Origin of the sequence: Streptomyces composti, from assembly GCF_012034205.1 — a bacterium.
GTDB classification, from domain to species: Bacteria; Actinomycetota; Actinomycetes; order Streptomycetales; family Streptomycetaceae; genus Streptomyces; species Streptomyces composti.
The window spans coordinates 147,912-169,821 of sequence record NZ_JAATEM010000009.1; the positions used below are offsets into that span (position 1 = coordinate 147,912).

The window sequence follows — 21,910 nt, forward strand, 5'->3', positions numbered from 1 at the left end:
TCGCCGCCCGGCGGTCAGGAGGGGTGGCGGCGGGGCTATGCCTCCGTGCCCTCGGCGACGAACTTGGCGAAGGGCACCCAGTGCTCGCGGTCCACCGCGAAGGGCCGACGGGACAGGTCCTTGGAGTCCCGTACGTGAACGGCCTGTTCGGCGATGGCGACCTCGACACAGCTGTCGCCCTGGCTGCCGCTGTAGCTGGACTTGAACCAGGCGAGTTCCGTCGTACCGCTGCTCATAGCTCTCCTCGCAGTCGCTCCAGCAGGTCCCTGGAGTCCTTCGAGCTCAGGGCCTGGGAGCGCAGTGTTTCATAGCGCCGGCAGAGCACACTCACCTGTTTCGGCTCCATAATCAATCGACCGTTTTCCTGCCCCTCGGAGTAGGCGAGTCGCCGCCCCTCCGGCGTCTCCAGCACCTGCACCGGCCCATCCAGGCACGCGTGCAACCCCGCCTCCAGCGGGACCACTTGAAGCGTCACATTCCGCGGCGCACCGACCTTGAGCACATGGTCCAGCAGCCCCCCGGACGACCTCGGAGTCCCCGAACCTGCGCCGGAACACGTGCTCCTCGACGATGAAGTCGAACGGCACCGTCGGCCGCTCCACCATCATGCGCTGCCGTTCCATCCGGGCCGTGAGCTGCGCCTCGAGTTCCTCGTCGGTCCGCAACGGAATCGTCCCCTCGAACACCGCCCGCGCATACGCCTCCGACTGCAACAGACCCGGCACCAGCCGGCATTCGTACGTGCACAGGCTCACCGCCTCCCGCTCCAGCCGGGCCCACCGGCGGAACCAGGCGGCGAGGCCCCCCTCGCCCCGGGTGAGATGGCGCGCCGCACGCCGCAGGGCGCCCGTGTTGCCCAGAGCCTCCTCGGCCCGTTCGACGAAGGCCTGGTCGGGCATCCGGCGTCCCAACTCCACCGATTCCACGGTGTGCTTGGAGTACTGGACGACCGCGGCCAGGTCGGTCCTGCTGAGCCCCGCGTGTTCGCGTAACGCCTGGACGACCGCGCCGAACGTGCGCAGGCTGTCCGACGGGTGGGGTTCCCTCTCCCCCTCCCCCAGTGTCACCGCACGGGTGCCGACGCCCGTGGCCGCCACCTCCGCTTCGGCCATGTCCATCCGCCGCCCCTCTCACCAGTCGGCTCTCCGGTCTGTCGGCCCCCACGCCGCCCCTCATCGTGGCCGTCGGCACTCCGTACTGTCCACCCTCTGCGCCCGTACGCTCACTCAGCGTACGGGCCTGGAGGCTCGTGTACGGCCGCGAGCGGACGTCACGCTGGCGTCATGAACCAGAGCGCTCCCCCGCACACCACCCCTCACCCCGCCCCCTGTTCGCGCGGCTTCACCCAGCTGCTCTCGGCCACACGGCGCGGCGCCCGGCTCGCCCGCCTGCTGGGGGTGGGGCAGCTCCGCTCCTGGGAGGTGCCGCAGGACCTCGTGGAGCGTGCCGAGGTGGTCATCGCCGAACTCGCGGCGAACGCCGTGCTGCACGGGCATGTGCCGGGCCGCTGCTTCCGGCTGACGCTGGTGTCCGACCCGGCGTGCGGGCTGCTGCGGGTGGAGGTCAGTGACGCCCGGGGAGACCTCCACCCGCGGCTCCCGGCGGCCACGGGAGACCCCGGCGCGCTCCGGACCGGCGGCCGAGGACTCACGCTGATCGCCGCTCTCGCCGATCACTGGGACTGCGTGCCGTACCCGCCGGCCGGGAAGACCGTCCGTGCGGTGCTCTCGACGCCGGGCCCTTCCCCAGGCCCGCCGGGCACCGCCCGGAATCTCGACGGCTAGCAGATCCGAGGCAGCTGCTCCCCCAGTGGCATGTCCACCACACGGGTGCCGCCGAGGCCGGTGCGGGCCACCACCATGCCCGGGTGGTCGGCGACGGCCTCGCCGATGATCGCGGACTCGGCGCCCAGCGGGTGGGCCCGCATGGCGGCGAGGACGGCGTCGGCGTGTTCCCGGGCCACGAAGGCGACCAGCTTGCCCTCGTTGGCCACGTACATCGGGTCCAGGCCGAGCATGGCGCAGGCCCCGGCGACCGACGGGGGCACGGGGACGGCGCGCTCCTGGACGACGACGCCGCAGCCGGCGGCCGTGGCGATCTCGTTGAGGGAGGCGGCCAGGCCGCCGCGGGTGGGGTCGCGCAGGACGTGCAGGTCCGTGGTGGTGACCGAGAGCATCGCCTCCACCAGGCCGCCGAGCGGGGCGCAGTCGCTGCGGACGTCGCTCTCGAAGGCCAGGTTCTCCCGCTCGCTGAGGATCGCGACGCCGTGCAGGCCGATGGGGCCGCTGAGCAGGATCACATCGCCGGGCACCACCCGGTCGGGGCGCAGGTCGATCCCGGCGGGGACCAGGCCGACGCCGGCGGTGTTGATGTAGACGCCGTCGCCGTGGCCCGCCTCCACCACCTTGGTGTCGCCGGTCACCACCCGGACGTCCGCGGTGCGGGCGGCGGCGCCGATCGCCTCGGCGACCCGGGTGACGGTGTCGATGCCGACGCCCTCCTCGAGGATCAGCCCGCAGGACAGGAAGGCGGGGCGGGCGCCGCTCATGGCGAGGTCGTTGACGGTGCCGTTGACCGCCAGGTCGCCGATGCTGCCGCCCGGGAAGAACAGCGGGCGGACGACGAAGGAGTCGGTGGAGAAGGCGAGGCGGGCGCCGCCGAGTTCGACCACCGCGGAGTCGGTGAGGGGGGCGGGAGCCCGGTCGGACCCGGTGAGGGCAGGAAGCAGTACCTGCTCGACGAGTTCCGCGGACATCGCGCCGCCGCCCCCGTGCCCCATCACCACCCGGGGGCGGTCGCGCAGGGGGGCGGGGCAGGTCCAGGACAGGGCGTCGACGGTGGTGTTGGTGTCAGACAACGGGGCTGCCCTCCAGGTCCGGGGCCGGAGCCGGGGCCGTGGCGGTGGCCCGGTCGGCGGTCGCCGCGGCCGGGCGGGTCGGCAGGTCGAGACGCCGGTAGAGGTAGTAGGCCGCGCAGGCGCCCTCGCTGGAGACCATCGTGGCGCCGAGCGGGGTGCGCGGCGTGCAGGTCGTGCCGAAGGCCTCGCACTCATGGGGTTTGAGCAGGCCCTGCAGCACCTCGCCGCTGCGGCAGGCGGCCGGCTCCCGGGTGGTGATGTCGCCGACGTCGAAGCGGTACTCGGCGTCGTAGTCCCGGTAGCGGGAGGACAGCCGCCAGCCGCTGTCGGGGATGACGCCGATGCCGCGCCAGGAGCGGTCGGTGACCTCGAAGACGTCGTCGAGCATGGCCCGCGCGGCCGGGTTGCCCTCGGCCCGCACCGCGCGCGGGTAGGCGTTGTCGACGGTGTGCTCGCCGCGCTCCAGCTGCCGCAGGGTGCGCCGGACGCCCTCGAGGATGTCGAGGGGTTCGAAGCCGGTGACGACGATGGGCACCTTGAAGCGTTCGGCGAGTTCCGGGTACTCCTGGGTGCCCATCACGCTGCAGACGTGGCCGGCGGCCAGGAAGCCCTGCACCCGGCAGTCGGGCGATCGCATGATCGCCTCGATGGCGGGCGGGACCCGGACGTGCGAGACCAGCAGGCTGAAGTTGCGGATGCCGCGCTTGCGGGCCTGGTACACCGTCATGGCGTTGGGCGGGGCTGTGGTCTCGAAGCCGATGCCGAAGAAGACCACCTGCCGGTCCGGGTTCTCCTCGGCGATGCGCAGCGCGTCCAGCGGGGAGTAGACGACGCGTACGTCGCCGCCCTCGCCGCGCACCTGGAACAGGTCCCGTCCGGTGCCGGGCACGCGGAGCATGTCGCCGAAGGAGCAGAAGATCACGTCGGGTCGGGAGGCGATCTCCAGGGCCTTGTCGATGACCTCCAGCGGGGTCACGCACACCGGGCAGCCGGGTCCGTGGATCAACTCGACGCCTTCGGGGAGAAGTTGGTCGATGCCGTGCCGGATGATGGTGTGCGTCTGCCCGCCGCACACCTCCATCAGCGCCCACGGCCTGGTCACCGTGGCCTTGATGTCGTCGAGCAGCCGCTGCGCGAGCTCGGGATTCTGGAATTCGTCGATGTACTTCACTGCCGCACCTCCCCGGCCAGGTCACCCTGTGCCGATCCGGCCTGCGCGGCCTGTTCCCACGGGTCGCCGAACTCCTCCTCGAGCATGCCGAGGTTCTCGAACAGCTCGAGGGTCCGGCGTGCGGACTCCTCGTCCAGCCGCTGCAGGGCAAAGCCGACGTGGACGATGGCGTACTCCCCGACCTTCAGATCGGGCAGGTACTCCAGGCACACGTCCTTGACCACTCCGCCGAAGTCGACGGTGGCCATCCGGGTGCCGTCCCGTTCCTCGACGGCCAGCACCCTGCCGGGTACCGCCAGGCACATGCGTGTCTCCTCACTGCTGATGCTCAACTGCCGCGCCCCCGGCACCGGTCCGTGCGGCGACGACGAGCTGACCGAGGGCCAGCCCGCCGTCGTTGGGCGGGATCTCGCGATGGCGCAGTACGGTGAATCCGTCCTCCCGCAGCCCTCGCGCACAGGCCGAGGAGAGCAGCGTGTTGGCGAAGACGCCTCCGGTCAGCGCCACCGTGTGCAGGCCGGACGCCTCGCGGGCGGCGCGGCACACCGCCCGCACCATCCGGGCGACGGCCAGATGGAAGCGGGCGGCGATCACGGGGGCCGGTACTCCCTGCCGTACGTCCGCCGCGACGGCCGCGAGGAGCGGCGCCGGATCCGCGGTCAGCGATGGGCCGTCCGGTGGTCCCTCGCCGGTCAGGTCGAAGGCGTAGCGCGGGTCCTCGGGCACGGCACCCGCCGCGACGGCCGCCGCCTCCAGCTCGATCGCGGCCTGCGCCTCGTAGCCGGCGTGGTGGCAGACCCCGGACAGCGAGGCGACGGCATCGAAGAGGCGGCCCATGCTGGAGGTCGGTACGCAGGCCAGGCCGCGGGTCAACTGCGTGCGCAGCACGGCGAGTTCGGGGGCCGGGCAGGCGGACGTGCAGGGCAGGTCCGGGTCGGCGGTCAGTCCCGCGGCGTGCAGGTGGGCCAGGGCCATGCGGTACGGGCGGCGCACGGCGGCGTCCCCGCCGGGCAGCGGCACATAGGACAGGTGGGCGAAGCGGCGGAAGCCGCCGTAGCCGGCGAGCAGGAACTCGCCGCCCCAGACGGCTCCGTCGTCGCCGTGCCCGGTGCCGTCGAAGGCGACCCCGATCACCTGGGTGTCCGCCGGTACGCCGTGCTCGGCGAGCGCCGAGGCGATGTGGGCGTGATGGTGCTGCACCCGGGCCACCGTACGGCCGTCGGCGTGCTGCCTCGCCCAGGCGGCCGAACGGTAGGCGGGGTGCGTGTCGGTGACGAGGAGTCCGGGGCGTACGCCGGTGACCGACTCCAGTTGCCGCTCGGCACGGCCGAAGGCGCGCTGGGTGGCCAGGTCGTCCATGTCGCCGATGTGCGCGGACAGCCAGGCCTTGTCGCCCTGACCGAGGCAGAGGACGGTCTTCAGGTCGCCGCCGGTCGCGAGCGCCGCGTCGACCCGCACGGGCAGCGTGACCGGCAGCGGGGTGTAGCCGCGGGAGCGGCGCAGCACCAGCGGCTCGCCGTCGCAGACCCGCACCACGGAGTCGTCGCACGGCACCTGGATGGGCCGGTCGTGCATCAGCCAGGCGTCGGCGAGCCCGGCCAGGCGCTCCAGGGCCGCCGCGTCGTCGGTGACGATGGGCTCCCCGGAGAGGTTGCCGCTGGTCATCACCAGCAGGCCGGGCGCCGGGCCGTCGTCGGTGCCCGGACGGGCCGGCGCGAGCAGGAGGTGGTGCAGCGGCGTGTACGGCAGCATGATCCCGAGGTCCGGGCTGCCGGGGGCGACCGCCTCGGCGGGCACGGGGCGTCCGGCCGGGTGACCCGTGCCGCTGCGCCGGCGCAGCAGGACGACGGGGCGCACCCGTCCGGTGAGCAACTGCCGTTCGGGCGGGCTCAGGTGGACGAGGTGCTCGATGTCGCGGACGTCCCGGGCCATCAGCGCGAACGGTTTGTCGCCCCGCGCCTTGCGGCGGCGCAGTTCGGTGACGGTGCCGGTGCGGGTGGCGTCGCAGGCGAGGTGGTATCCGCCGAGGCCCTTGACGGCGAGGATGCCGCCGGCGGCGAGCAGGGCACGGGCCTCGGCGAGGGCCGCCGCTCCGTGCACGGCGCCGTCCGGGCCGGCCTGCGCGGGGACGAAACTCAGCCGCGGGCCGCAGCGGGGGCAGGCGACGGGCTGTGCGTGGAATCTGCGGTCGGCGGGGTCGTGGTACTCGCGCTCGCAGTCCGGGCAGAGCGGGAACCGCGCCATCGTCGTGTGCGCGCGGTCGTAGGGGAGGCCGGTGACGATGGTGAAGCGCGGGCCGCAGTGGGTGCAGGTGATGAAGGGGTGGCGGTGGCGGCGGTCGTGCGGGTCGGCGAGTTCCTTCAGGCAGGCGTCGCAGGTGGCGGTGTCGGGTGCCACCAGCGTGCGTACGGGTCCGTCCGTACGGGACGGGACGATGTGAAAGCCGCTCTCCAGGGTGGCCGGAAGCTCGGCGGACTCGACCGACTCCACCGAGGCCAGCGGCGGCGCCTCCGGGGCGAGCCGGGAGCGGAAGCGGTCCACGGCCTCCGGCGGGCCCTCGACCTCCACCACGACGCCCTCGCCGGTGTTGGTGACATGCCCCGCGAGCCGCAGCCGGGTGGCCAGCCCGTGCACGAACGGCCGGAAGCCCACGCCCTGCACCACGCCCCGTACGACGATCCGGGCCCGTCGGACGGTCCGCCCGTCCCGCTCGGGGGCGTCGACACCCGGGGTGGCGCTCACGCCTCGGCCCGGGCCATCACCGGGGCGTGGACGGCGTGTCCCTCGGCGGCGGCGAGGGCCCGGTCGACCAGCACCCCGGCGCCCTCCCCGCTGCGCACGGAGGTGAGCGCCACCTCCACGCCCGGGTTGACCCGCTCCACGTGGTCCCGGAACGCGGCCTCGTCGAACCCGGCGGGTCCGGCCAGGTCGGACTTGGTGACGACGACCAGGTTGGCCAGGCCGAAGGCGGTGGGGTACTTCAGCGGCTTGTCCTCGCCCTCGGTGACGGAGGCCAGCACCACGCGCAGTGTCTCGCCCAGGTCGTAGGAGGCCGGGCAGACCAGATTGCCCACGTTCTCCACGAACAGCAGCCGGGTGTCCTCGGGCAGCCAGTCGTGCAGGTGGCCGGCGAGCATGTCCGCCTCCAGATGGCACAGCCCGTCGGTGAGGACCTGCTTGACGGGGACGCCGGAACGGGCCAGGCGGGTGGCGTCGTTCTCCGTGGCGAGGTCGGCGGTGAGGGCCGCGGCGGTGATGCCGCGCTCCCTGGCGAGCAGCAGTTCGCGCTCCAGCAGGGCCGTCTTGCCGCTGCCGGGGCTCGACAGCAGGTTGATCACTGTGGTGCCGCGGGCGGTGAGTTCGCTGCGCAGGATGTTCGCGGCCATGGCGTTCTTGGCGAGCACGGCCTGCCGGAGGTCGACTGTGCGGCACATGGTCAGTTCTCCTCGGTTCGACCGGCGGGTGCGGGCGGGGGCGCGGCGGCCTCGGTGGTCCACTGCACCTGGGTGATGCGCAGCTCGCGCCCCGACAGCAGCTCGGTCGCGGCCGAGCGGCACCGTGCGCACACCAGGTCGGGCGGCATCCCGGTGTCCCAGGTGCGCCCGCACGGTGCACAGCTCGCCCGGCCCGGCACGGGGCGCATCACCAGCCGGGCGCCCTCCAGAGCGGTCCCGGCGCAGGCCAGTTCGAAGCAGAAGGCGAGCGAGTCCGGAACGACCCCGGCCAGTTCGCCGATGTCCACCCGGACCTGCCGCACTCCCCGCGCCCCGTTGGCCCGCGCCGCCTGCTCGACCTGGTCGACCACCGACAGCGCGACGGACATCTCGTGCATCGCCGCTCCGTCCTTGGCCGGGGAAGGTGCTCGCCGGAAAAGTGCTCCGAGACCCATTAGAGGCGGGGCGCACGCGGTGCACCCCCCGGCACGCCGCGCCGGGACGGCCGGACAACCCGATCGGTGCACGGCCCGGCCCGGACCGGTCTCGGGGGCGCTCTTCGAGACGTGCGTCACATCCTGCGGATGCGCAGATAGCGCTGCAGGTCGGGCCAGAGCGCCGCGAGGACGGCGGCGAGCGCGGTGGCCGTGACCGTGGCGGCGGTTCCGCCGATGACTCGCTTGTTCATGGTTCCCTCCGATGGGTGGGGCGAGGAGGCGAGGACGGAGGCGTCCGGCCGGGGCGGTTCAGGGCACGGCGGCCTCGGCCCGGATCAGTTCACCGACCATGCGCACCGCCTCGGGCACCGCCGCGGCCACCTGAGGGCTGAGGCCGATGCCCTCCTCGACGCGGGCCGGTTCGCAGCCCACCACCAGGGTGCGCCGCGGGGGTGGTGCGCCGGTGCCCGCGCACAGGGAGTCGAGCAGCGCCAGTACGGCGTCCGGGGACATGCGGTGACCGTCCAGGGCGACGCCGTCCGGCTGCCGCCGGGTCGCGGGGTCGGTGGCGTCGATGAGGTACAGCGTGCCCGGCTCGCCGCCCCGGGCCGTCGCGTCGAGGAGGACGAGCGTGTCGTAGCCGTCGAGCAGCTGGTAGGCCAGGTGCACGCCGCGGATGCCGATGTCGGCGACCTCGGCGCCCTCCGGGAGGTCCTGCCCGGCCAGGACGCGGGCGGCCTCGACGCCGAAGCCGTCGTCGCCCAGGAAGATGTTGCCCACCCCGGCGACCAGCGTGCGCGCGGGACTGCCGGCTGCGTTGCTCACGCGTCCTCCTCGGTGCTCGCGACGACGACCTCGTCGGGCTGGAAGTAGAGGTAGCGGCCCTGCTCCCGGCGGATGTCGGCGCCCGGGTCGTCCTCGACGGTGACCGCGATGTGCACCCCGCCGTCGACATCGTGCAGCACCGCCTCCACCACGGCCCGCCGGCCGTCGAGGAAGAGGTCCTGGGCGTCGGTGTGCCGCAGCCGGGGCCGCAGCACCACCCGGCTGCCCGCCCGGACCTCGTGTCCGTCGATCAGGACGTGGTCCCGTGCCGGGTCGACGGAGGGGTCCGCGCCGGGGTCCCACCAGGGGGCCTCCGGGCGGGGGAAGCCGGACCCCGGAGGTCCCCCGGCCGGGTCGGTGCTCTCCCGGAGGACCGGGACCTCACCGGCTGCGGGCGGGTACGGCGCGGGCGCACCCGGTGTGGTGATCTCGCGCAGGCCGCGCACCGCGCCGTGCAGGCGTTCCAGCACCTCGGGCGGCATCGAGTCGGCCAGGTCGATCACCGCGGCGGCCCGGGGATCGGTGCCCCTGGCCTCCCGCTTCTCCTCGTCGGTGAGGGCCGCGGTGCGCAGCGCCAGGATCTCGTCGATCTCCGTGGCGTCGTACAGGGCGCCGGGGCTCTCGGGGGCGATGGCCGGGTGGTCCTCGAGGATGATCGGTGAGGAGAGCACCAGGTCGCGGGAGTCCGGCTCCCCGGCCAGGACGGGCCAGGTGTGCAGATTGCGGCAGGCGGCGGCGGCCGGTGCGGCCCACTCCGGCGGGCCGGTCAGCGACAGGAAGGCGCCGGTGTCCAGGTGCAGCAGGGTGTGCGTGGCGACCAGGGAGCGCAGCAGGGCGGCGTCGCGGTCCTGGCTCTCGGCCGGCTGCCAGGTGCTGGTGTTCTCCACCACGAGGGTCAGGCGCTGGGCGGTGTACGGGCCGTCCAGGGGCTGCGCCGACAGGCGGACGCGGCCGGCGAGGTCCGCGCGGCGCCGCACCAGGCGTCCCACGAGCTGCCCCCCGGCGTCCTCGACCGGCTCGGTCTCCTCGGCCGCGGGGCGGGAGAAGGGCACCTCCAGGCCGTCGCCGGTCAGTTCGGCGACGGGTACGGTGAAGCGGACCTGTTCCTCGGTGCCCTCGTCCCAGGGGACCAGGACCCGGTCGTCGAGACGGAGTTCGGGCACGGTCTCGAACCCGCCGCCCGGCAGGGCTCGTTGGACCGTGCGCCGCTGGGCGTGCAGGAAGCGCACCTCGACGGCGAGGACCGCGCCGCGCCGGGGTTCCATCAGCAGTTCGGTGTGCTGGAAGTCGTGTTCGTCGGCGGTGGTGGTCCACGACGGCGGCACCAGCACCCCGAACTGCCAGCGCAGCCGGTTCTTCGCGGCCGACGCCCGGTACGGGTAGAGCACGTATCCCTCGAACAGCACGGCGTCGGCGACCTGGCGGGCGGCGGCCAGGCGGTTCTCGGTCGCCGGGGGGAACGTCGTCATGGGTGTCGTGGTCACGGTGTGGCCTCCCCGGCCGCCGCCAGCAGCCGGTGCACGGTCGCCTCCCAGGAGGGCAGCGCCCGGCCGGAGCGGTAGGCGAGCAGCGCGTCCATGGTGTCCCTGGGCAGCCGCACCCAGGCCGAGCCCGGGAAGTGCTGCTCGATCATCTCCCGCCAGATCTTCACCGGCATCCGGAAGGCGGCCTCCCGGTCCCAGGGGACCGGTTCGACGTGGAAGCCGCCGGCGCCGGTGAAGGCGGTCCCGGAGAACAGCATCAGCAGGGGGACGTCGCTGTCGTCGAGTGCGTGGAAGTAGCGGGTGGAGGCGATGTCCATGTCGTAGGTGCAGGGCACCGGCAGGTCGGCCTCCGTCTCGCCGGTGAAGCCCTGCACCATCAGCGGGACCTGGGCGAACTGCACGGGGTTGAGGCTGCTCCCCCACCGGGAACGCTCCCCGAACAGGTCGCCCAGGGCGGCCGCCTCGGTGTCGTCGTAGGCGCGCCGGGCGGGTTCGATGCGGATCTGGCAGCGCAGCGCCAGCGCGTGCACCCGGGTCTCCGGGGACGCCGTGACGCGCAGCCGGAACACCAGGGTGGGGCCGGCCGCGTACGGGTCGGCGCGCACGCCGGTGCAGCTGAAGGCGAACTCGGTCACGCGTGACTCCTGCGCGGTCGGCGGGCGTCGCGGGCCCGCTCGCGGACATGGGCGAAGAAGGAGGCCAGTTCGGCCTGTGCCTCGGCACCGCCGTCGAAGCCCTGCCAGTGCAGGCGCATGCGGCCCACCAGCTCGTAGCAGATGTCGATCGGCACCAGATGGCACTCGACGCGGCCCTGGTGCCTGCGCAGCAGCAGCGCCTCCGCGTCGGCCTCGAGGAGGCGGGCCAGCAGGGAGCCGCCGAGCACCGACTGCCAGGTCTCCGGGTCCAGTTCGCTCTCGGTGGCCCCGGCCGGGCTCGGGTAGAAGGCGACCGTGCGGCCGAGCGCGGAGTTGCGGAACAGGAAGACGACGCCCACCGGGATGCCCAGCCGCTCCCAGGCCCCCTCGTCGATGCCGTGCGCAGAGTCGGTCAGATAGCGGCCGGGGACGGTCCGGAAGCGCCCGCCGGCCGCGCCCGGGCGCTCCAGTACCTGGGCGCACGGATCGCAGGCGCAGGCCAGGGACCGGCGCTCGGTGTCGACGAGATGCCGGTGCCGCTCGCCGGGCAACGGCGTCGCACACAGCTCGCAGCGCTCCTCGCGGGGAGCGCGGGGGGCCAGGAAACGCGCCAGACCGCGCGGCCGGGCGGCGGCACCGGGGCCGTACCTCCGGTCACCGGGGGCAGGGGTCCGGTCGGTGCCGGGGCCATGGGCGCCCCGGCCGGCGCCAAAGGCGTACGCGCTCCGCCCGGCGCCGGGGCGGTGCTCAGGCCGCTCGGCGCCGGAGGCGTACGCGCTGCCGTGGGCGCCGGGGCCGTGCGAACTCCCGTCGGTGCCGGAACGGGACGTGCGCCGCTCGGCGCTCGGTGCGCCGCTCACGAGGGCCGGCCGGCCGGGCGGCCGTTCGTGCTCCGGGCGCCGGGCGGGCCCGACCCGATCTGCAGCAGGACCGGCTCGCGGGCGGTGTCCGCGTCCAGCCGTACCTCGGTGACCTCCGGGGCCAGGCCGGCCAGGGCGTCCCTGGCCGCCTGTTCCACGGCCTCGCGGGTGCTGCCGCAGCCGCAGCCGGACGATCCGGTCAGGCGCAGCCGCAAGGTGCCCGATCCGGGGTCGAAGCCGGTGGTCTCCACGGGGTGGGGCAGGGTCCGAAGTGCCCGGGCGATGCGGGTCCGCACGTCGGCCGGGTGCAGGTCGTGCAGCACCAGCAGGCTCGCCACCACGTCGTCGTCGAGCAGCGCGGTGCGGGCCGGTCCGGGGAGCAGTTCCACGATGCGGGCCAGGCCGGCGCCGTAGAACTGCATGAGTGCGCGCACCAGTTCCTCCGCGGCCTCGCAGGCGGCGGGATCGCCCTGGGCGGCGAGCCGGTCGAGGACGTCCTCGACCATGCGCCCGGCCGCCTCGGCGCTCACCGTGCCGCGCTCCGCCGCGCCCTGCGCGCCGCTCATCCGGCCAGGCCGCTCAGGCCGGTGGGGACGTGCATGCTCTTCACCGTCCGGCCGCCGCCCACGTACATGTGGACACCGCACGGCAGGCACGGGTCGAAGCTGCGCACGGCCCGCATGATGTCGATGCCCTTGAACTGGTCCGGCGGGTTCTCCTCGAAGATGGGCGTGTTCTGCACCGCGTCCTCGTAGGGTCCTGGCGTGCCGTAGCTGTCGCGCACGGAGGCGTTCCACGGCGTGGGCGGGTACGGGTGGTAGTTGGCGATCTTGCCGTCGCGGATGACCAGGTGGTGGGAGAGCACACCGCGTACCGCCTCGGTGAAGCCGCATCCGATCGACTCGTCGGGCACCTCGAACTTCTCCCAGGTCTGGGTGCGTCCGGCGCGCACCTCCTCGAGGCCCTTCTCCGCGAAGTGCAGGGCGACGGCGGCCGCGTACGCCTGGAAGTAGGTGCGGGCGCGGTTGCGCTCCAGGGCGTTGCTCCACTGCGGGATCTTCCACTCGAAGGTGGTCTCCGGCTTGGTCAGGGTGCGCGGCAGGTTGATGACGACGCTGTGCCCGGTCGCCTTGACGTAGCCGATGTCGACCAGTCCCGACAGGGCGGTGGACCACAGCCGGGCGATGGGGCCGCCGCCGGTGTCCAGCGCCAGGTGGTCCTTGCCGTCGAACCACCGGGGCGACATCACCCAGCTGTACTTGTCGTCGAAGTTCCGCTTCTGCGGGGCGGGAAGGGTGTGCTGGTTCCACGGGTGGCGCGGGTCGACCGGGTTGCCGAGCGGGTCCCGGGTGACGAACTGCTCCTGGCCCTCCCAGTCCTCGTAGTAGGAGCTGCCCAGCAGGATGCGGATGCCGAGGTTGATCTCGGTGAGGTCGTTGGTGACCAGCTCGCCGTCCACGACGACGCCGGGGGTGACGAACATGCGCCGGCCCCAGTCGGTCATGTTGGCGTAGGTGAAGTCGCAGTACTCGGGGTCGTTGAGGGCGCCCCAGCAGCCCAGCAGCACCCGGCGACGGCCGACGTTCTCGTAGCCGGGCAGCGCCTCGTAGAAGAAGTCGAACAGGTCGTCGTGGAGCGGCACCACGCGCTTCATGAACTCGACGTAGCGCATCAGGCGGCTCATGTAGTCCGTGAAGAGCTGCACGGAGGCGACGGTGCCGGTGCCGCCCGGGTAGAGCGTGGAGGGGTGCACATGGCGGCCCTCCATCAGGCAGAACATCTCCCGCGTGTACCGGCTGACCTGGAGCGCCTCCCGGTAGAACTCGCCCTCCAGCGGGTTGAGGGAGCGCATGATGTCGGCGATGGTGCGGTAGCCGTGCTCGGCGGCGTGCGGGGCCTCGGTGCGCTCGGCGAGTTCCAGGACGCCGGGGTTGGTCTCGCGGACCATCTTCTCGCAGTAGTCGACCCCGACCAGGTTCTCCTGGAAGATGTTGTGGTCGAACATGTACTCGGCGGCCTCACCGAGGTTGATGACCCACTCGCCGAGGTGCGGGGGCTTCACCCCGTAGGCCATGTTCTGCGCGTACACCGAGCAGGTGGCGTGGTTGTCGCCGCAGATGCCGCAGATGCGGCTGGTGATGAAGTGCGCGTCGCGCGGGTCCTTGCCGCGCATGAAGACGCTGTAGCCGCGGAACACCGACGAGGTGCTGTAGCACTCCGCCACCCGCTTCTGCTTGAAGTCGATCTTCGTATGGATGCCGAGGCTGCCCACGATCCGGGTGATCGGGTCCCACGCCATCTCCACCAGGCCGGCGCTGTCACCGGTCGTCGTCGTGGCCATCGTGTCTGTGCTGCCCTTCGGTCGGTCGGGGTGTGCGAGCGGGAGGAGTGACGGCGGCGGTCGGGTGCGGGGGCCTCACCACCGCGGCCGGTATCCGGTGGTGAGCTCGCGGCCGGTGTGGCGCCACTTCGGTTCCTTGTCCACGGTGTCGGCCGTGATGGAGCGCAGCTTGCGGACCACCGCGCCGTAGGCGCGGCTGCCGGTGCTGGAGAGCTTGGCGCCGGGGGGCTCGTCCATGAACGGCATGAACTTGTCGGGGAAGCCGGGCATGGTGCAGGCGATGCAGATGCCGCCCACGTTCGGGCAGCCGCCGATCCCGTTCATCCAGCCGCGCTTGGGCACATTGCACTTCACGACCGGCCCCCAGCAGCCGATCTTCACCAGGCACTGCGGCGAGTCGTACGAGAGCGCGAACTGGCCCTGCTCGTAGTAGCCGGCCCGGTCGCAGCCCTCGTGCACGGTCGCCCCGAACAGCCAGGTGGGGCGCAGCTTGTCGTCCAGCGGGATCATCGGCGCCGAGCCTGCGGCCTGGTAGAGCAGGTAGGTGAGGGTCTCGGCGAAGTTGTCCGGCTGGATGGGGCAGCCCGGCACGCAGACGATCGGGATGCCCGCCTTGGACTTCCAGTCCCAGCCCAGGTAGTCGGGCACGCCCATGGCGCCGGTGGGGTTGCCCGCCATGGCGTGGATGCCGCCGTAGGTGGCGCAGGTGCCGATCGCGACGACGGCGAGCGCCTTGGGCGCGAGCCGGTCGATCCACTCGCTGGTGGTGATGGGCTGGCCGGTCTCCGGGTTGTCGCCGAAGCCGGACCAGTAGCCCTCCGGCTTGATGTCCTCGTTGGGGATGGATCCCTCGATCACCAGGACGAACGGGTCGATCTCGCCGCGCTCGCCCTTGAAGAACCACTCGATGAACGTGTCGGCGCCGCCGACCGGGCCGCACTCGAAGTCGATCAGCGGCCAGTGCACGGCGATCTTCGGCAGACCGGGCAGCGCCCCCAGGGCGATCTCCTCGATGCTGGGCTGCATGGCGGCGGTCAGGGCGACCGAGTCGCCGTCACAGCTCAGGCCGGCGTTGATCCAGAGGATGTGGATCGGTTTGTCGTCCGTGCCGACCGCGCCGGCCTCCGGCGCCTCGCTCGTGGCCTGGGATGCTGCGTTCATCGATGCCTCCCGGGGAGGAATGCGGCCGGGCCGATGCATCGGCCCCTGGGGTTCCTGCCAAGCGTCGGCCACCGGCTCCGTCTTCGCAGCGGAGCCGAGGCGTTCGGACGACGCGGGCGGCGGTCGCACGGGCGCGGTCTCCTTGCGCACGAACGCCCGGCGCGGCGCGTGGTACGGCGCCTCGGGGTCGAAGACGATCCTGCGCATGCGGTCGGGTTCCCGCGCGCTGACCGCCGCCAGCGGGGTGAGGGCCTCCCGCCGCTCGCTCTCGGCCTTCTTCCCGGCGGGCCGGGCGAGTGCCCCGGGAGAAGCCGCCCGGAGTTCGGCCAGTCGGGTGACCTCGGTGGTGAACCGCCCCGGTGCGCACTCGACGAGCCGGCCGGCCGGACCGGCTCCACGGCCGAGACGCGCTTCCCGCCACATGGAAGGGTTGCGGGCGGTGCGGGATGGGGGCGGGGCGGCCCGCTCGACAGGACGGGCGATATGAGTGAAATATCCGCCTACGGGAACCCGGGACGTCCGGGCGCGCGAGGTGTGCCCTCGACGAGGCGCAGGACCACCCGGGAGGCGCCGGACACGACAGCGGACAGGCAGGTCGGCACATGGCCAGCAGGCACGAGTCACGATCGCCGGACGACCGGGGACCGAGCCGTCACCAGGGCTCGGAGCACCACGGCTGGTCGCCCGACGTCGACGAGAAGCGGCAGCAGGACAACCCCAGCGCCCACCGCTCCTTCCACCCGGAGGAGCACGCGCCGTCGCGCGGAGCGGGACGCGAACCGTCGAAGGAGGAACGCACCTCCGTCCCCGGCGACGCGGTGAAGAGCGAGACCCGGCGGGGTGAGGAGCACGGCGCCGGGCCACCGCAGGGCAGGCGGGACACCGAGCGCAGGGGCACCTCCGGGCGCCCCGCCGGCGGCAAGGACGCCTCGGAGTTCACCGGCGTCGATCCGGACGACTCCTGAGCGCGACTCCTGGCGCGGCTCCGGAGCGCGGGCACCTGCGTCAGGTGCTCGTGGCGGGCCGGGGTGCGCAGGTTGTGCCGCGCGTACGGACGACCCGGCGGGTCGCGCCGGGCGGCGCCGGCCGCAGAGAAAGGCCCCGGATCCCGCTCCCCCCCGCGCCGGCGGCGGCAGGGGCTCGTCACGGGGGGGGGAGCCGAGCGGCGCAGGCCGGAGAGTGACGGGCGCGTGTCGGACGGAGGCGTGCCGGATCGCCCGGACCGGCGCTGCGCTCCGGACACCGTGCCGCGGCCCGTCACCGCAGGGTGAACCAGGTGCACTTTCCCTCGTCGGTGGGGCGGGCGCCCCAGCTGTCCGCCAGCATGCGGACCAGGTTGAGGCCCCGGCCGGACTCCTCGTCCTCCTCGGCGTGCCGGGGTTCCGGCAGATGGCAACTGCCGTCGCTCACCTCGACCGTGAGTTCCGCCGGGGTCCGGCACACATGCAGGGTGACGGGTCCGCGGCCGTGCTGCACCGCGTTGGTGAGCAGCTCGGGGACGAGGAGCCGGGCGTCGTCGGTCTTCTCCTCGCAGCCCCACGCGGTGAGGGTCTTGGCGAGGAAGGAACGGCCCTCGGGCACGGACTCGGGGCGCGCGGACAGTGCCGTCGTGGCGGAGGCGAGGGGCGCCTCGGGCAGCCGGACCAGCAGGAGGGTGACGTCGTCGTCGTGCCCCTCGGCGTCCGGCCGCAGCGCGGACAGGATGTGGTCGGCGGCCGTGTCCAGGCTCGGTGCGCGGGTGGTGAGGAGCGCGTCGCAGACGGACGTCAGCTGGCGGACCCGGTCCTCGATGTCGCAGTCGGGGGTCTCTATCAGGCCGTCGGTGTACAGCACCAGGGTCGCGCCGGGCGGGACCGGTGACGTGGCCTGCTCGTACAGGACGCCGCCGACGCCGAGGGGTGCGTTCACCGAGGCGGGCAGGGGGCGTGCCGTTTCACCGGGTGCGGCGACCAGGACCGGGAGGTGGCCTGCGGAGCACAGGGTCACCTCGCCCTGGTCGGCGGCGACGACGAGATAGCAGCAGGTGACCAGCTGGTCCGGGACGTCCAGGTCGGCGACGCAGGTGTCCAGGGTCTGCATCAGCCGCCGGGGCTGCATGCCGGTCTTGGCCAACGCGTGTGCCGCGGAGCGCAGTTGACCCATCACGGCGGCGGCCTCCAGGCCACGGCCCATCACGTCGCCGATCAGGACGCCGACCCGGCCGGCGCCGAGCGGGACCAGGTCGAACCAGTCGCCGCCCACCCCGGCGCCCTGGGTGGCGGGCCGGTAGCGGCTGGCGGTGACGAGTCCGGGGACGGCGGGGGGTGTGCCCATCAGGCTGCGCTGCAGGGTGAGGGCGACATGGCGCTGCTGTTCGTACAGCTCGGTCAGCTCGGCCTCGGCCCGCTTGCGGTCGCTGATGTCGCGGACGATGGCACAGGCGCCGATGACCGTGCCGTCCGGGGCCCGCCGCGGCCACACGGTGACGTCGACGTCCAGCAGCGCGCCGCTCCTGGTGACGCGCAGGGTCTCGAAGTGCTCCACCTTCTCACCGCGTCGCAGGCGGCCCAGCAGCGCGGTGACCTCGTCGTGCCGGTCGTCCGGGGCGAGCAGGGACACGTGCCGGCCCGTCGCCTCGGCGGCGGTGTACCCGTAGAGCCGCTGGGCTGCGGTGTTCCAGTAGGTGATGTACCCGTCGAGCGTCTTGGCGAGGATGGCGTCCTGGGAGGACTCCACCAGCGCGGCCAGTTCGCTGATGCGTTCCTCGGCGGCCTTGCGGTCGCTGACATCGCGCACGGCGGCCGACACCAGCAGCCCGTCGGTGGTCTCCAGCGGGCTGAGACTGATCTCGACCGGGAACTCGCTGCCGTCCCGGCGCAGTCCGTACAGGTCGAGCCCGGCCCCCATGGGACGGACCTGCCGGTTCGCGGCGTAGGACCTGCGGTGCCGCGTGTGGTGGCCGCGCAGGCGGTGCGGGACGAGCAGTTCGACGGACTGGCCGAGGAGTTCCTCGCGCCGGTAGCCGAAGAGCGCCTCGGTCTGGGCGTTGACCAGCTTGATGGTTCCGGTGTCGTCGACGATGACCATGGCGTCCGGTGCCGCCTCCAGCAGGCCGCGGAAACGCTCCTCCGCGGTTCCCGGCGCTCCGGGCTGCGCGGGGATCACCTGTGTGCCCGGTTCCCGGGCGGCGACGGGACACATGGCCGTCGCATCGGTCTTGTTCTTCATGTCGGACCCAGCCGTGCTGCCGCCAGTGGTAAGGGTCCATCCCAGCGCGCCGGGTCACGGCCGGTGCGTGATTGTCGCCAACTGTCGCTATGCGGGCCGAACCTGACGGTTCGGTGCGCGGCGGGAGCGGTGAATGGTCACCCGGGGCTCATTACCCGGCAGGTAATCGACCACCTGTGCCCCCGCTGTCATGATCGACGGCGTACGGACCGACCGACAGTCCGACCGGAGGGACGCCATGACCGCCTACGCCATCGCCCGTCTGCACCGGGTCACGCCGCACGCGGACGTCGCCGAGTACATCGAGCGCATCCAGGGCACCTTCGAGCCGTACGGCGGCCGGTTCCTGGTGCACGGCAGGCAGCACGAGGTGGTGGAGGGTGACTGGCCCGGGAACGTCGTGATGATCGCCTTCCCGGGGATCGCCGAGGCGCGGGCGTGGTGGAACTCCCCGGCCTACCGGGAGATCGCCCCGCTGCGCACCCGGCACAGCGAGGCCGACATCGTCCTGGTGGAGGGCGTCCCCGAGGACTACGACCCGAGGGGCACGGCCCGGGCCGTGCGGGACGCGCTGCCGTCCGGTGAGGCAGCCACGGGGTGACGGCGGGGGCGGCTCCCCGGCCGCCCGGCTCGCGGACGGCGAAGGCAGCTCCCCCGGCCGCCCGGCTCGCGGACGGCGCGGCCGGGTGGCAGGAAGCTGCCACGAACGCGGATGACGCCGTCGCCGGCTCCATGCACTCGGCTCGCCTCCGACGGCACCCACCCGCCGTCGGCGGACGCCCCCGAGCAGCCGCCCCGAGGAGAAGGCAGCCGTACCCGATGACCACTGCCGTTCCCGTCTCCCCCGCTCACGAGGCCGCCCTGGCCACCCCTCCGCCACCCCGCTGGGCACGCTGGGCCGTCCACGCCGTCCCACTGGTCGCGTTGCCGTCCTCACTGTGGCGGCTGGCCGTGGTGCGGTCCGGCGACGTCCGGCGGGGTGGAGACCACAGGAGCAGGGGGCGGCAGCGACGGTTCGACGGCACGCGCCCCTGCCTGGAAACGTGAGATCGCGCCGAGGGTGCGCATGGGTTCCGCTGCCTGCCGACGACAGGCGCGCGGGGAGACGCTCAGTTCGCGGGCGGCGATCTCGTCCCGCCGACCGGACCGCAGGTGCTCGGGGACCTCGCGGCGCAGGTGCTCGCGGACGGCCCGGACCGGAGGCGAGGGCGCCGCCGAGCCGTCGGCTGCGCGCCCGGGTTCCGGCGCAGAGAAGATCCAGTGCGCGTACGGCGGCTGTGTCGGTGACCAGGTGGCCCGGTCCCCGGCGCCGGCGCCCGGCCGCGGACCAGGGCGGGGGAAGCGTCGACCACGACGACAGGCTGCGACCGCCCCTCGTGACACCGCACTTCGAGGTGACTGCGGTGGCTGCCGCCGGCCTCGGCGCCCGGTCCTGCGAGGGCTGTCCCAGCCGGGCTCAGCCGCTCGAGGACGCCGTCCGCGGACTCCGCCGTGCACAGGACGCGCAACCGTGGGCCGGGGCGGATCCCGGTGAGCGGGCCGGCCACGGCAGCGGCGAAGCCGTCGCCGCGGGGCAGCGCGACGCATGTCGCATGGCGGGCGTCACACAGCAGCGCGGTCAGCGCCGCCAGATCCGTGACACCGGTGGGTGCCGCCTCGGGTTCACGGCCCGGATGCCGCGGGTGAACGAGGTCGAGGAAGGCGGGGGAAGCGTCTGAACCTGGCCGGGGGCTCATCTCACCGGAAGCCGGTGCTCATCAGGCAGCCTCCGCCTCGCAGAGGGCCGCGCGGGGCGCACCTGGTCAGCGCGGGACGAGGCCGTCACCGGACACCTCCGGCCGCAGGGGGCGCATGCGTCCCTTGTGACTGTACGGGCTCAAGTCGGCGCGTCTGCGCGGGATCTGGCCACCTCGTGCCAGTGCAGCGTGCGGTCGCACCAGCGGTCGAGCAGTGTCCGGTCGTGGCCGACGGCGAGCAGTGCCGCGCCCGTCTCCCGCCGGTACCGCTCGACGGCGGCGACCAGTGCGGCCGTGGTGGAGGCGTCCAGCATGGCGGTCATCTCGTCGCACACCAGGATGCGCGGGCGGAGCACCAGGGCGCGTGCCAGGCAGGCGCGTTGCAGCTGCCCGTCGCTGACCTCGTGGGGGCGCCGGGTCAGCAGGTCGGGGGTCAGTCCGGTCGCCTCGGCGAGTTCGGTCACGCGGCCGGGGATCTGGTCGCGGCGGCCGGTGGCGCGCAGCGGCTCGGCGATCAGGTCGGCGAGGCGCAGCCGGGGGTCGGCGGCGAGGCGGGGCTGCTGGAAGACCACGCCGAAGGCGGTGCGCTGCTCGCGGGGGGCGCGGTGGCGCCAGCGGCGGACGGGTGTGCCGTCGAGGAGGAGGGTGCCCGCGTCGGGGCGGTGCAGGAGCGCGGCGACCCGCGCGAGGGTGGACTTGCCGCAGCCGCTGGGGCCGAGCAGGCCGAGGGCCTGGCCGGGGGCGAGGGTCAGGGAGGCCTCCCGGACGACGGGGGCGCGCCGGTCGTATCCGGCGGTGACGGAGCGCAGTTCAAGCACGGGCGTTCTCCGGGGTGGCGGCCGGGACCGGAGGGCGGACCGGGTGGTGGCAGGCGACGGAGCCGGCCAGCGGCGGGAGTTCGGTGCAGGAGGTGTCGGCGCGCGGGCAGCGGGGGGCGAAGGCGCAGCCGGCGGGGAGGTCGCCGAGTTCCGGGGGCAGGCCGGGAATGGGGGTGAAGGCACGGTCGGGCAGGGCGTCCAGCAGGCCCCGGCTGTAGGGGTGGCGGGGTCCTGGGGTGCCGAAGAAGGCCGCGGCGTCGGCGAGTTCGACGATGCGTCCGGCGTACATCACGGCCACCCGGTCGGCGATGCGCTCGGCCGCGGCCAGGTCGTGGGTGATCATCAGCAGGGCGCGGTCGCGGTCGGCTTCGATATGGCGGCGCAGTTCGTCGACGGTGCGTTCGACCAGGGGGCGGTCGAGGCCGGTGGTGGGTTCGTCGGCGAGCAGCAGGGGCGGGTCGCCGGCCAGAGCCAGGGCGGTGGCGGCGCGCTGGGCGAGGCCGCCGGAGAGCTGGTGCGGGTGGCGGTCGAGGTGGTCGGGCGGGAAGGCGGCCCGCTGTGCGGCCCGCTCCGCGGCCTCGCGCAGGGCCGCTCTTCCGCGTACGCCGGTGAGTTCGGCGAGCGTCTCCTCCAGCTGGGAGCGGACGGTGCGTAGGGGGGTGAGGTGGGCTGCGGGGCTCTGCGGGATCAGGCCGATCCGGCGGCCCCGCACGGTGCGGGCCAGGGTGCGCTCGCCGGCGGTGAGCAGGTCGAGGTCGCCGAGGCGGGCGCTGCCCGCGGTCTCGGTGTTGGCGGGAAGCAGCCCGAGCAGGGCGGAGGCGAGCACGGACTTGCCGCAGCCGCTCTCCCCGATCAGGGCGAGGCACTCCCCTGATGCCACCTCGAAGCGGGCGTCGGTGACGGCGGCGATGCGCCGGCCGCCCGGCATCAGGAACCGCACGGAC

21 protein-coding genes and 1 pseudogene are annotated in these 21,910 nt (G+C 73.7%); 3 read left to right on the forward strand and 19 right to left on the reverse strand.

Going from position 1 to position 21,910, the window contains the following annotated elements:
- Positions 1 to 35 precede the first annotated feature (35 nt).
- Together HCJ93_RS09660 and HCJ93_RS09665 are read right to left on the reverse strand one after the other, a co-directional pair.
- The gene (locus HCJ93_RS09660; protein WP_167993070.1) at positions 36 to 236 is read right to left on the reverse strand and encodes a DUF397 domain-containing protein; all 201 of its coding nucleotides are present in this window, start codon (positions 234 to 236) and stop codon (positions 36 to 38) included.
- Positions 233 to 1,118 (reverse strand): annotated as a pseudogene (locus HCJ93_RS09665) (helix-turn-helix domain-containing protein). Before HCJ93_RS09665 ends, HCJ93_RS09660 begins: the two are co-directional and overlap by 4 nt.
- A gap of 165 nt (positions 1,119 to 1,283) precedes the next feature.
- Here HCJ93_RS09665 and HCJ93_RS09670 point away from each other — a divergent pair.
- Complete coding sequence (locus HCJ93_RS09670; RefSeq protein WP_167993071.1) at positions 1,284 to 1,784, forward strand: ATP-binding protein; 501 nt, start codon at positions 1,284 to 1,286, stop codon at positions 1,782 to 1,784.
- Here the strand turns inward: HCJ93_RS09670 and hypE are convergent.
- The 14 genes from hypE to HCJ93_RS09735 form a co-directional block, all read right to left on the reverse strand.
- Positions 1,781 to 2,779: a hydrogenase expression/formation protein HypE gene (gene hypE / locus HCJ93_RS09675; protein ID WP_206317185.1), complete on the reverse strand. Its 999-nt coding sequence runs from the start codon at positions 2,777 to 2,779 to the stop codon at positions 1,781 to 1,783. The two genes, HCJ93_RS09670 and hypE, sit on opposite strands and share 4 nt — an antisense overlap.
- 70 nt (positions 2,780 to 2,849) lie before the next feature.
- A complete protein-coding gene (hypD, locus tag HCJ93_RS09680) occupies positions 2,850 to 4,028 on the reverse strand; it encodes a hydrogenase formation protein HypD (protein WP_167993073.1) in 1,179 nt (392 codons plus the stop codon).
- Positions 4,025 to 4,333, reverse strand: a complete 309-nt coding sequence (locus tag HCJ93_RS09685; RefSeq protein WP_167993074.1) for a HypC/HybG/HupF family hydrogenase formation chaperone — start codon at positions 4,331 to 4,333, stop codon at positions 4,025 to 4,027. The genes hypD and HCJ93_RS09685 overlap by 4 nt, the downstream gene beginning before the upstream one ends.
- Positions 4,334 to 4,343: 10 nt before the next feature.
- Entirely contained in the window at positions 4,344 to 6,770 is a 2,427-nt protein-coding gene (hypF, locus tag HCJ93_RS09690; protein ID WP_309141358.1) for a carbamoyltransferase HypF, read from the reverse strand.
- A complete protein-coding gene (gene hypB / locus HCJ93_RS09695) occupies positions 6,767 to 7,462 on the reverse strand; it encodes a hydrogenase nickel incorporation protein HypB (protein ID WP_167993075.1) in 696 nt (231 codons plus the stop codon). The genes hypF and hypB overlap by 4 nt, the downstream gene beginning before the upstream one ends.
- Positions 7,463 to 7,464: 2 nt before the next feature.
- Positions 7,465 to 7,860, reverse strand: coding sequence for a hydrogenase maturation nickel metallochaperone HypA/HybF (locus HCJ93_RS09700; RefSeq protein WP_167993076.1), 396 nt, complete (start codon positions 7,858 to 7,860; stop codon positions 7,465 to 7,467).
- A 173-nt stretch (positions 7,861 to 8,033) separates the two neighbouring features.
- Positions 8,034 to 8,150 (reverse strand): DUF6893 family small protein, encoded by a 117-nt coding sequence (locus HCJ93_RS30135; RefSeq protein WP_373563570.1) that lies wholly within the window; start codon positions 8,148 to 8,150, stop codon positions 8,034 to 8,036.
- A 58-nt stretch (positions 8,151 to 8,208) separates the two neighbouring features.
- Entirely contained in the window at positions 8,209 to 8,724 is a 516-nt protein-coding gene (locus HCJ93_RS09705; RefSeq protein WP_167993077.1) for a hydrogenase maturation protease, read from the reverse strand.
- On the reverse strand, positions 8,721 to 10,193 hold the full coding sequence (locus HCJ93_RS09710) for a hypothetical protein (RefSeq protein WP_167993140.1): 1,473 nt from the start codon (positions 10,191 to 10,193) through the stop codon (positions 8,721 to 8,723). Before HCJ93_RS09710 ends, HCJ93_RS09705 begins: the two co-directional genes overlap by 4 nt.
- Positions 10,194 to 10,204: 11 nt before the next feature.
- On the reverse strand, positions 10,205 to 10,843 hold the full coding sequence (locus tag HCJ93_RS09715; protein WP_167993078.1) for a DUF6084 family protein: 639 nt from the start codon (positions 10,841 to 10,843) through the stop codon (positions 10,205 to 10,207).
- Positions 10,840 to 11,445 carry a DUF5947 family protein gene (locus HCJ93_RS09720; RefSeq protein WP_309141361.1) on the reverse strand — a complete coding sequence of 202 codons (606 nt, stop codon included), beginning with the start codon at positions 11,443 to 11,445 and terminating at the stop codon, positions 10,840 to 10,842. Before HCJ93_RS09720 ends, HCJ93_RS09715 begins: the two co-directional genes overlap by 4 nt.
- A gap of 254 nt (positions 11,446 to 11,699) precedes the next feature.
- Positions 11,700 to 12,269: a NifU-related iron-sulfur-binding protein gene (locus HCJ93_RS09725; protein ID WP_167993079.1), complete on the reverse strand. Its 570-nt coding sequence runs from the start codon at positions 12,267 to 12,269 to the stop codon at positions 11,700 to 11,702.
- The gene (locus tag HCJ93_RS09730) at positions 12,266 to 14,044 is read right to left on the reverse strand and encodes a nickel-dependent hydrogenase large subunit (protein ID WP_167993081.1); all 1,779 of its coding nucleotides are present in this window, start codon (positions 14,042 to 14,044) and stop codon (positions 12,266 to 12,268) included. The genes HCJ93_RS09725 and HCJ93_RS09730 overlap by 4 nt, the downstream gene beginning before the upstream one ends.
- Positions 14,045 to 14,119: 75 nt before the next feature.
- A complete protein-coding gene (locus HCJ93_RS09735) occupies positions 14,120 to 15,205 on the reverse strand; it encodes an NADH-quinone oxidoreductase subunit B family protein (RefSeq protein WP_167993142.1) in 1,086 nt (361 codons plus the stop codon).
- Positions 15,206 to 15,807: 602 nt separating this feature from the next.
- Between HCJ93_RS09735 and HCJ93_RS09740 the strand changes: the two genes are divergently transcribed.
- Positions 15,808 to 16,170 (forward strand): hypothetical protein, encoded by a 363-nt coding sequence (locus tag HCJ93_RS09740; RefSeq protein WP_167993083.1) that lies wholly within the window; start codon positions 15,808 to 15,810, stop codon positions 16,168 to 16,170.
- 292 nt (positions 16,171 to 16,462) lie between these two features.
- Here HCJ93_RS09740 and HCJ93_RS09745 read toward each other — a convergent pair whose 3' ends face one another.
- Positions 16,463 to 18,412 (reverse strand): PAS domain S-box protein, encoded by a 1,950-nt coding sequence (locus tag HCJ93_RS09745; protein WP_240967520.1) that lies wholly within the window; start codon positions 18,410 to 18,412, stop codon positions 16,463 to 16,465.
- A 238-nt stretch (positions 18,413 to 18,650) separates the two neighbouring features.
- Between HCJ93_RS09745 and HCJ93_RS09750 the strand changes: the two genes are divergently transcribed.
- Positions 18,651 to 19,013 carry a DUF1330 domain-containing protein gene (locus HCJ93_RS09750; RefSeq protein WP_167993085.1) on the forward strand — a complete coding sequence of 121 codons (363 nt, stop codon included), beginning with the start codon at positions 18,651 to 18,653 and terminating at the stop codon, positions 19,011 to 19,013.
- 1,275 nt (positions 19,014 to 20,288) lie between these two features.
- On the opposite strand, the gene HCJ93_RS09755 is transcribed toward HCJ93_RS09750, so the two are convergent.
- The gene (locus tag HCJ93_RS09755; protein ID WP_167993087.1) at positions 20,289 to 20,966 is read right to left on the reverse strand and encodes an ABC transporter ATP-binding protein; all 678 of its coding nucleotides are present in this window, start codon (positions 20,964 to 20,966) and stop codon (positions 20,289 to 20,291) included.
- Positions 20,959 to 21,894, reverse strand: coding sequence for an ABC transporter ATP-binding protein (locus HCJ93_RS09760; RefSeq protein ID WP_167993146.1), 936 nt, complete (start codon positions 21,892 to 21,894; stop codon positions 20,959 to 20,961). The genes HCJ93_RS09755 and HCJ93_RS09760 overlap by 8 nt, the downstream gene beginning before the upstream one ends.
- Positions 21,895 to 21,910: the final 16 nt, after the last annotated feature.

Excerpts from the sequence above, each read along its gene's own strand:
- HCJ93_RS09660 (WP_167993070.1), bottom strand. The coding sequence starts at position 236 with ATGAGCAGCGGTACGACGGAACTCGCCTGGTTCAAGTCCAGCTACAGC.
- HCJ93_RS09670 (WP_167993071.1), top strand. The coding sequence starts at position 1,284 with ATGAACCAGAGCGCTCCCCCGCACACCACCCCTCACCCCGCCCCCTGT.
- hypE (WP_206317185.1), bottom strand. The coding sequence starts at position 2,779 with ATGGGGCACGGGGGCGGCGGCGCGATGTCCGCGGAACTCGTCGAGCAG.
- HCJ93_RS09685 (WP_167993074.1), bottom strand. The coding sequence starts at position 4,333 with ATGTGCCTGGCGGTACCCGGCAGGGTGCTGGCCGTCGAGGAACGGGAC.
- hypB (WP_167993075.1), bottom strand. The coding sequence starts at position 7,462 with ATGTGCCGCACAGTCGACCTCCGGCAGGCCGTGCTCGCCAAGAACGCC.
- HCJ93_RS09700 (WP_167993076.1), bottom strand. The coding sequence starts at position 7,860 with ATGCACGAGATGTCCGTCGCGCTGTCGGTGGTCGACCAGGTCGAGCAG.
- HCJ93_RS30135 (WP_373563570.1), bottom strand. The coding sequence starts at position 8,150 with ATGAACAAGCGAGTCATCGGCGGAACCGCCGCCACGGTCACGGCCACC.
- HCJ93_RS09710 (WP_167993140.1), bottom strand. The coding sequence starts at position 10,193 with ATGACGACGTTCCCCCCGGCGACCGAGAACCGCCTGGCCGCCGCCCGC.
- HCJ93_RS09725 (WP_167993079.1), bottom strand. The coding sequence starts at position 12,269 with ATGAGCGGCGCGCAGGGCGCGGCGGAGCGCGGCACGGTGAGCGCCGAG.
- HCJ93_RS09730 (WP_167993081.1), bottom strand. The coding sequence starts at position 14,044 with ATGGCCACGACGACGACCGGTGACAGCGCCGGCCTGGTGGAGATGGCG.
- HCJ93_RS09735 (WP_167993142.1), bottom strand. The coding sequence starts at position 15,205 with ATGAACGCAGCATCCCAGGCCACGAGCGAGGCGCCGGAGGCCGGCGCG.
- HCJ93_RS09740 (WP_167993083.1), top strand. The coding sequence starts at position 15,808 with ATGGCCAGCAGGCACGAGTCACGATCGCCGGACGACCGGGGACCGAGC.
- HCJ93_RS09745 (WP_240967520.1), bottom strand. The coding sequence starts at position 18,412 with ATGAAGAACAAGACCGATGCGACGGCCATGTGTCCCGTCGCCGCCCGG.
- HCJ93_RS09750 (WP_167993085.1), top strand. The coding sequence starts at position 18,651 with ATGACCGCCTACGCCATCGCCCGTCTGCACCGGGTCACGCCGCACGCG.
- HCJ93_RS09760 (WP_167993146.1), bottom strand. The coding sequence starts at position 21,894 with ATGCCGGGCGGCCGGCGCATCGCCGCCGTCACCGACGCCCGCTTCGAG.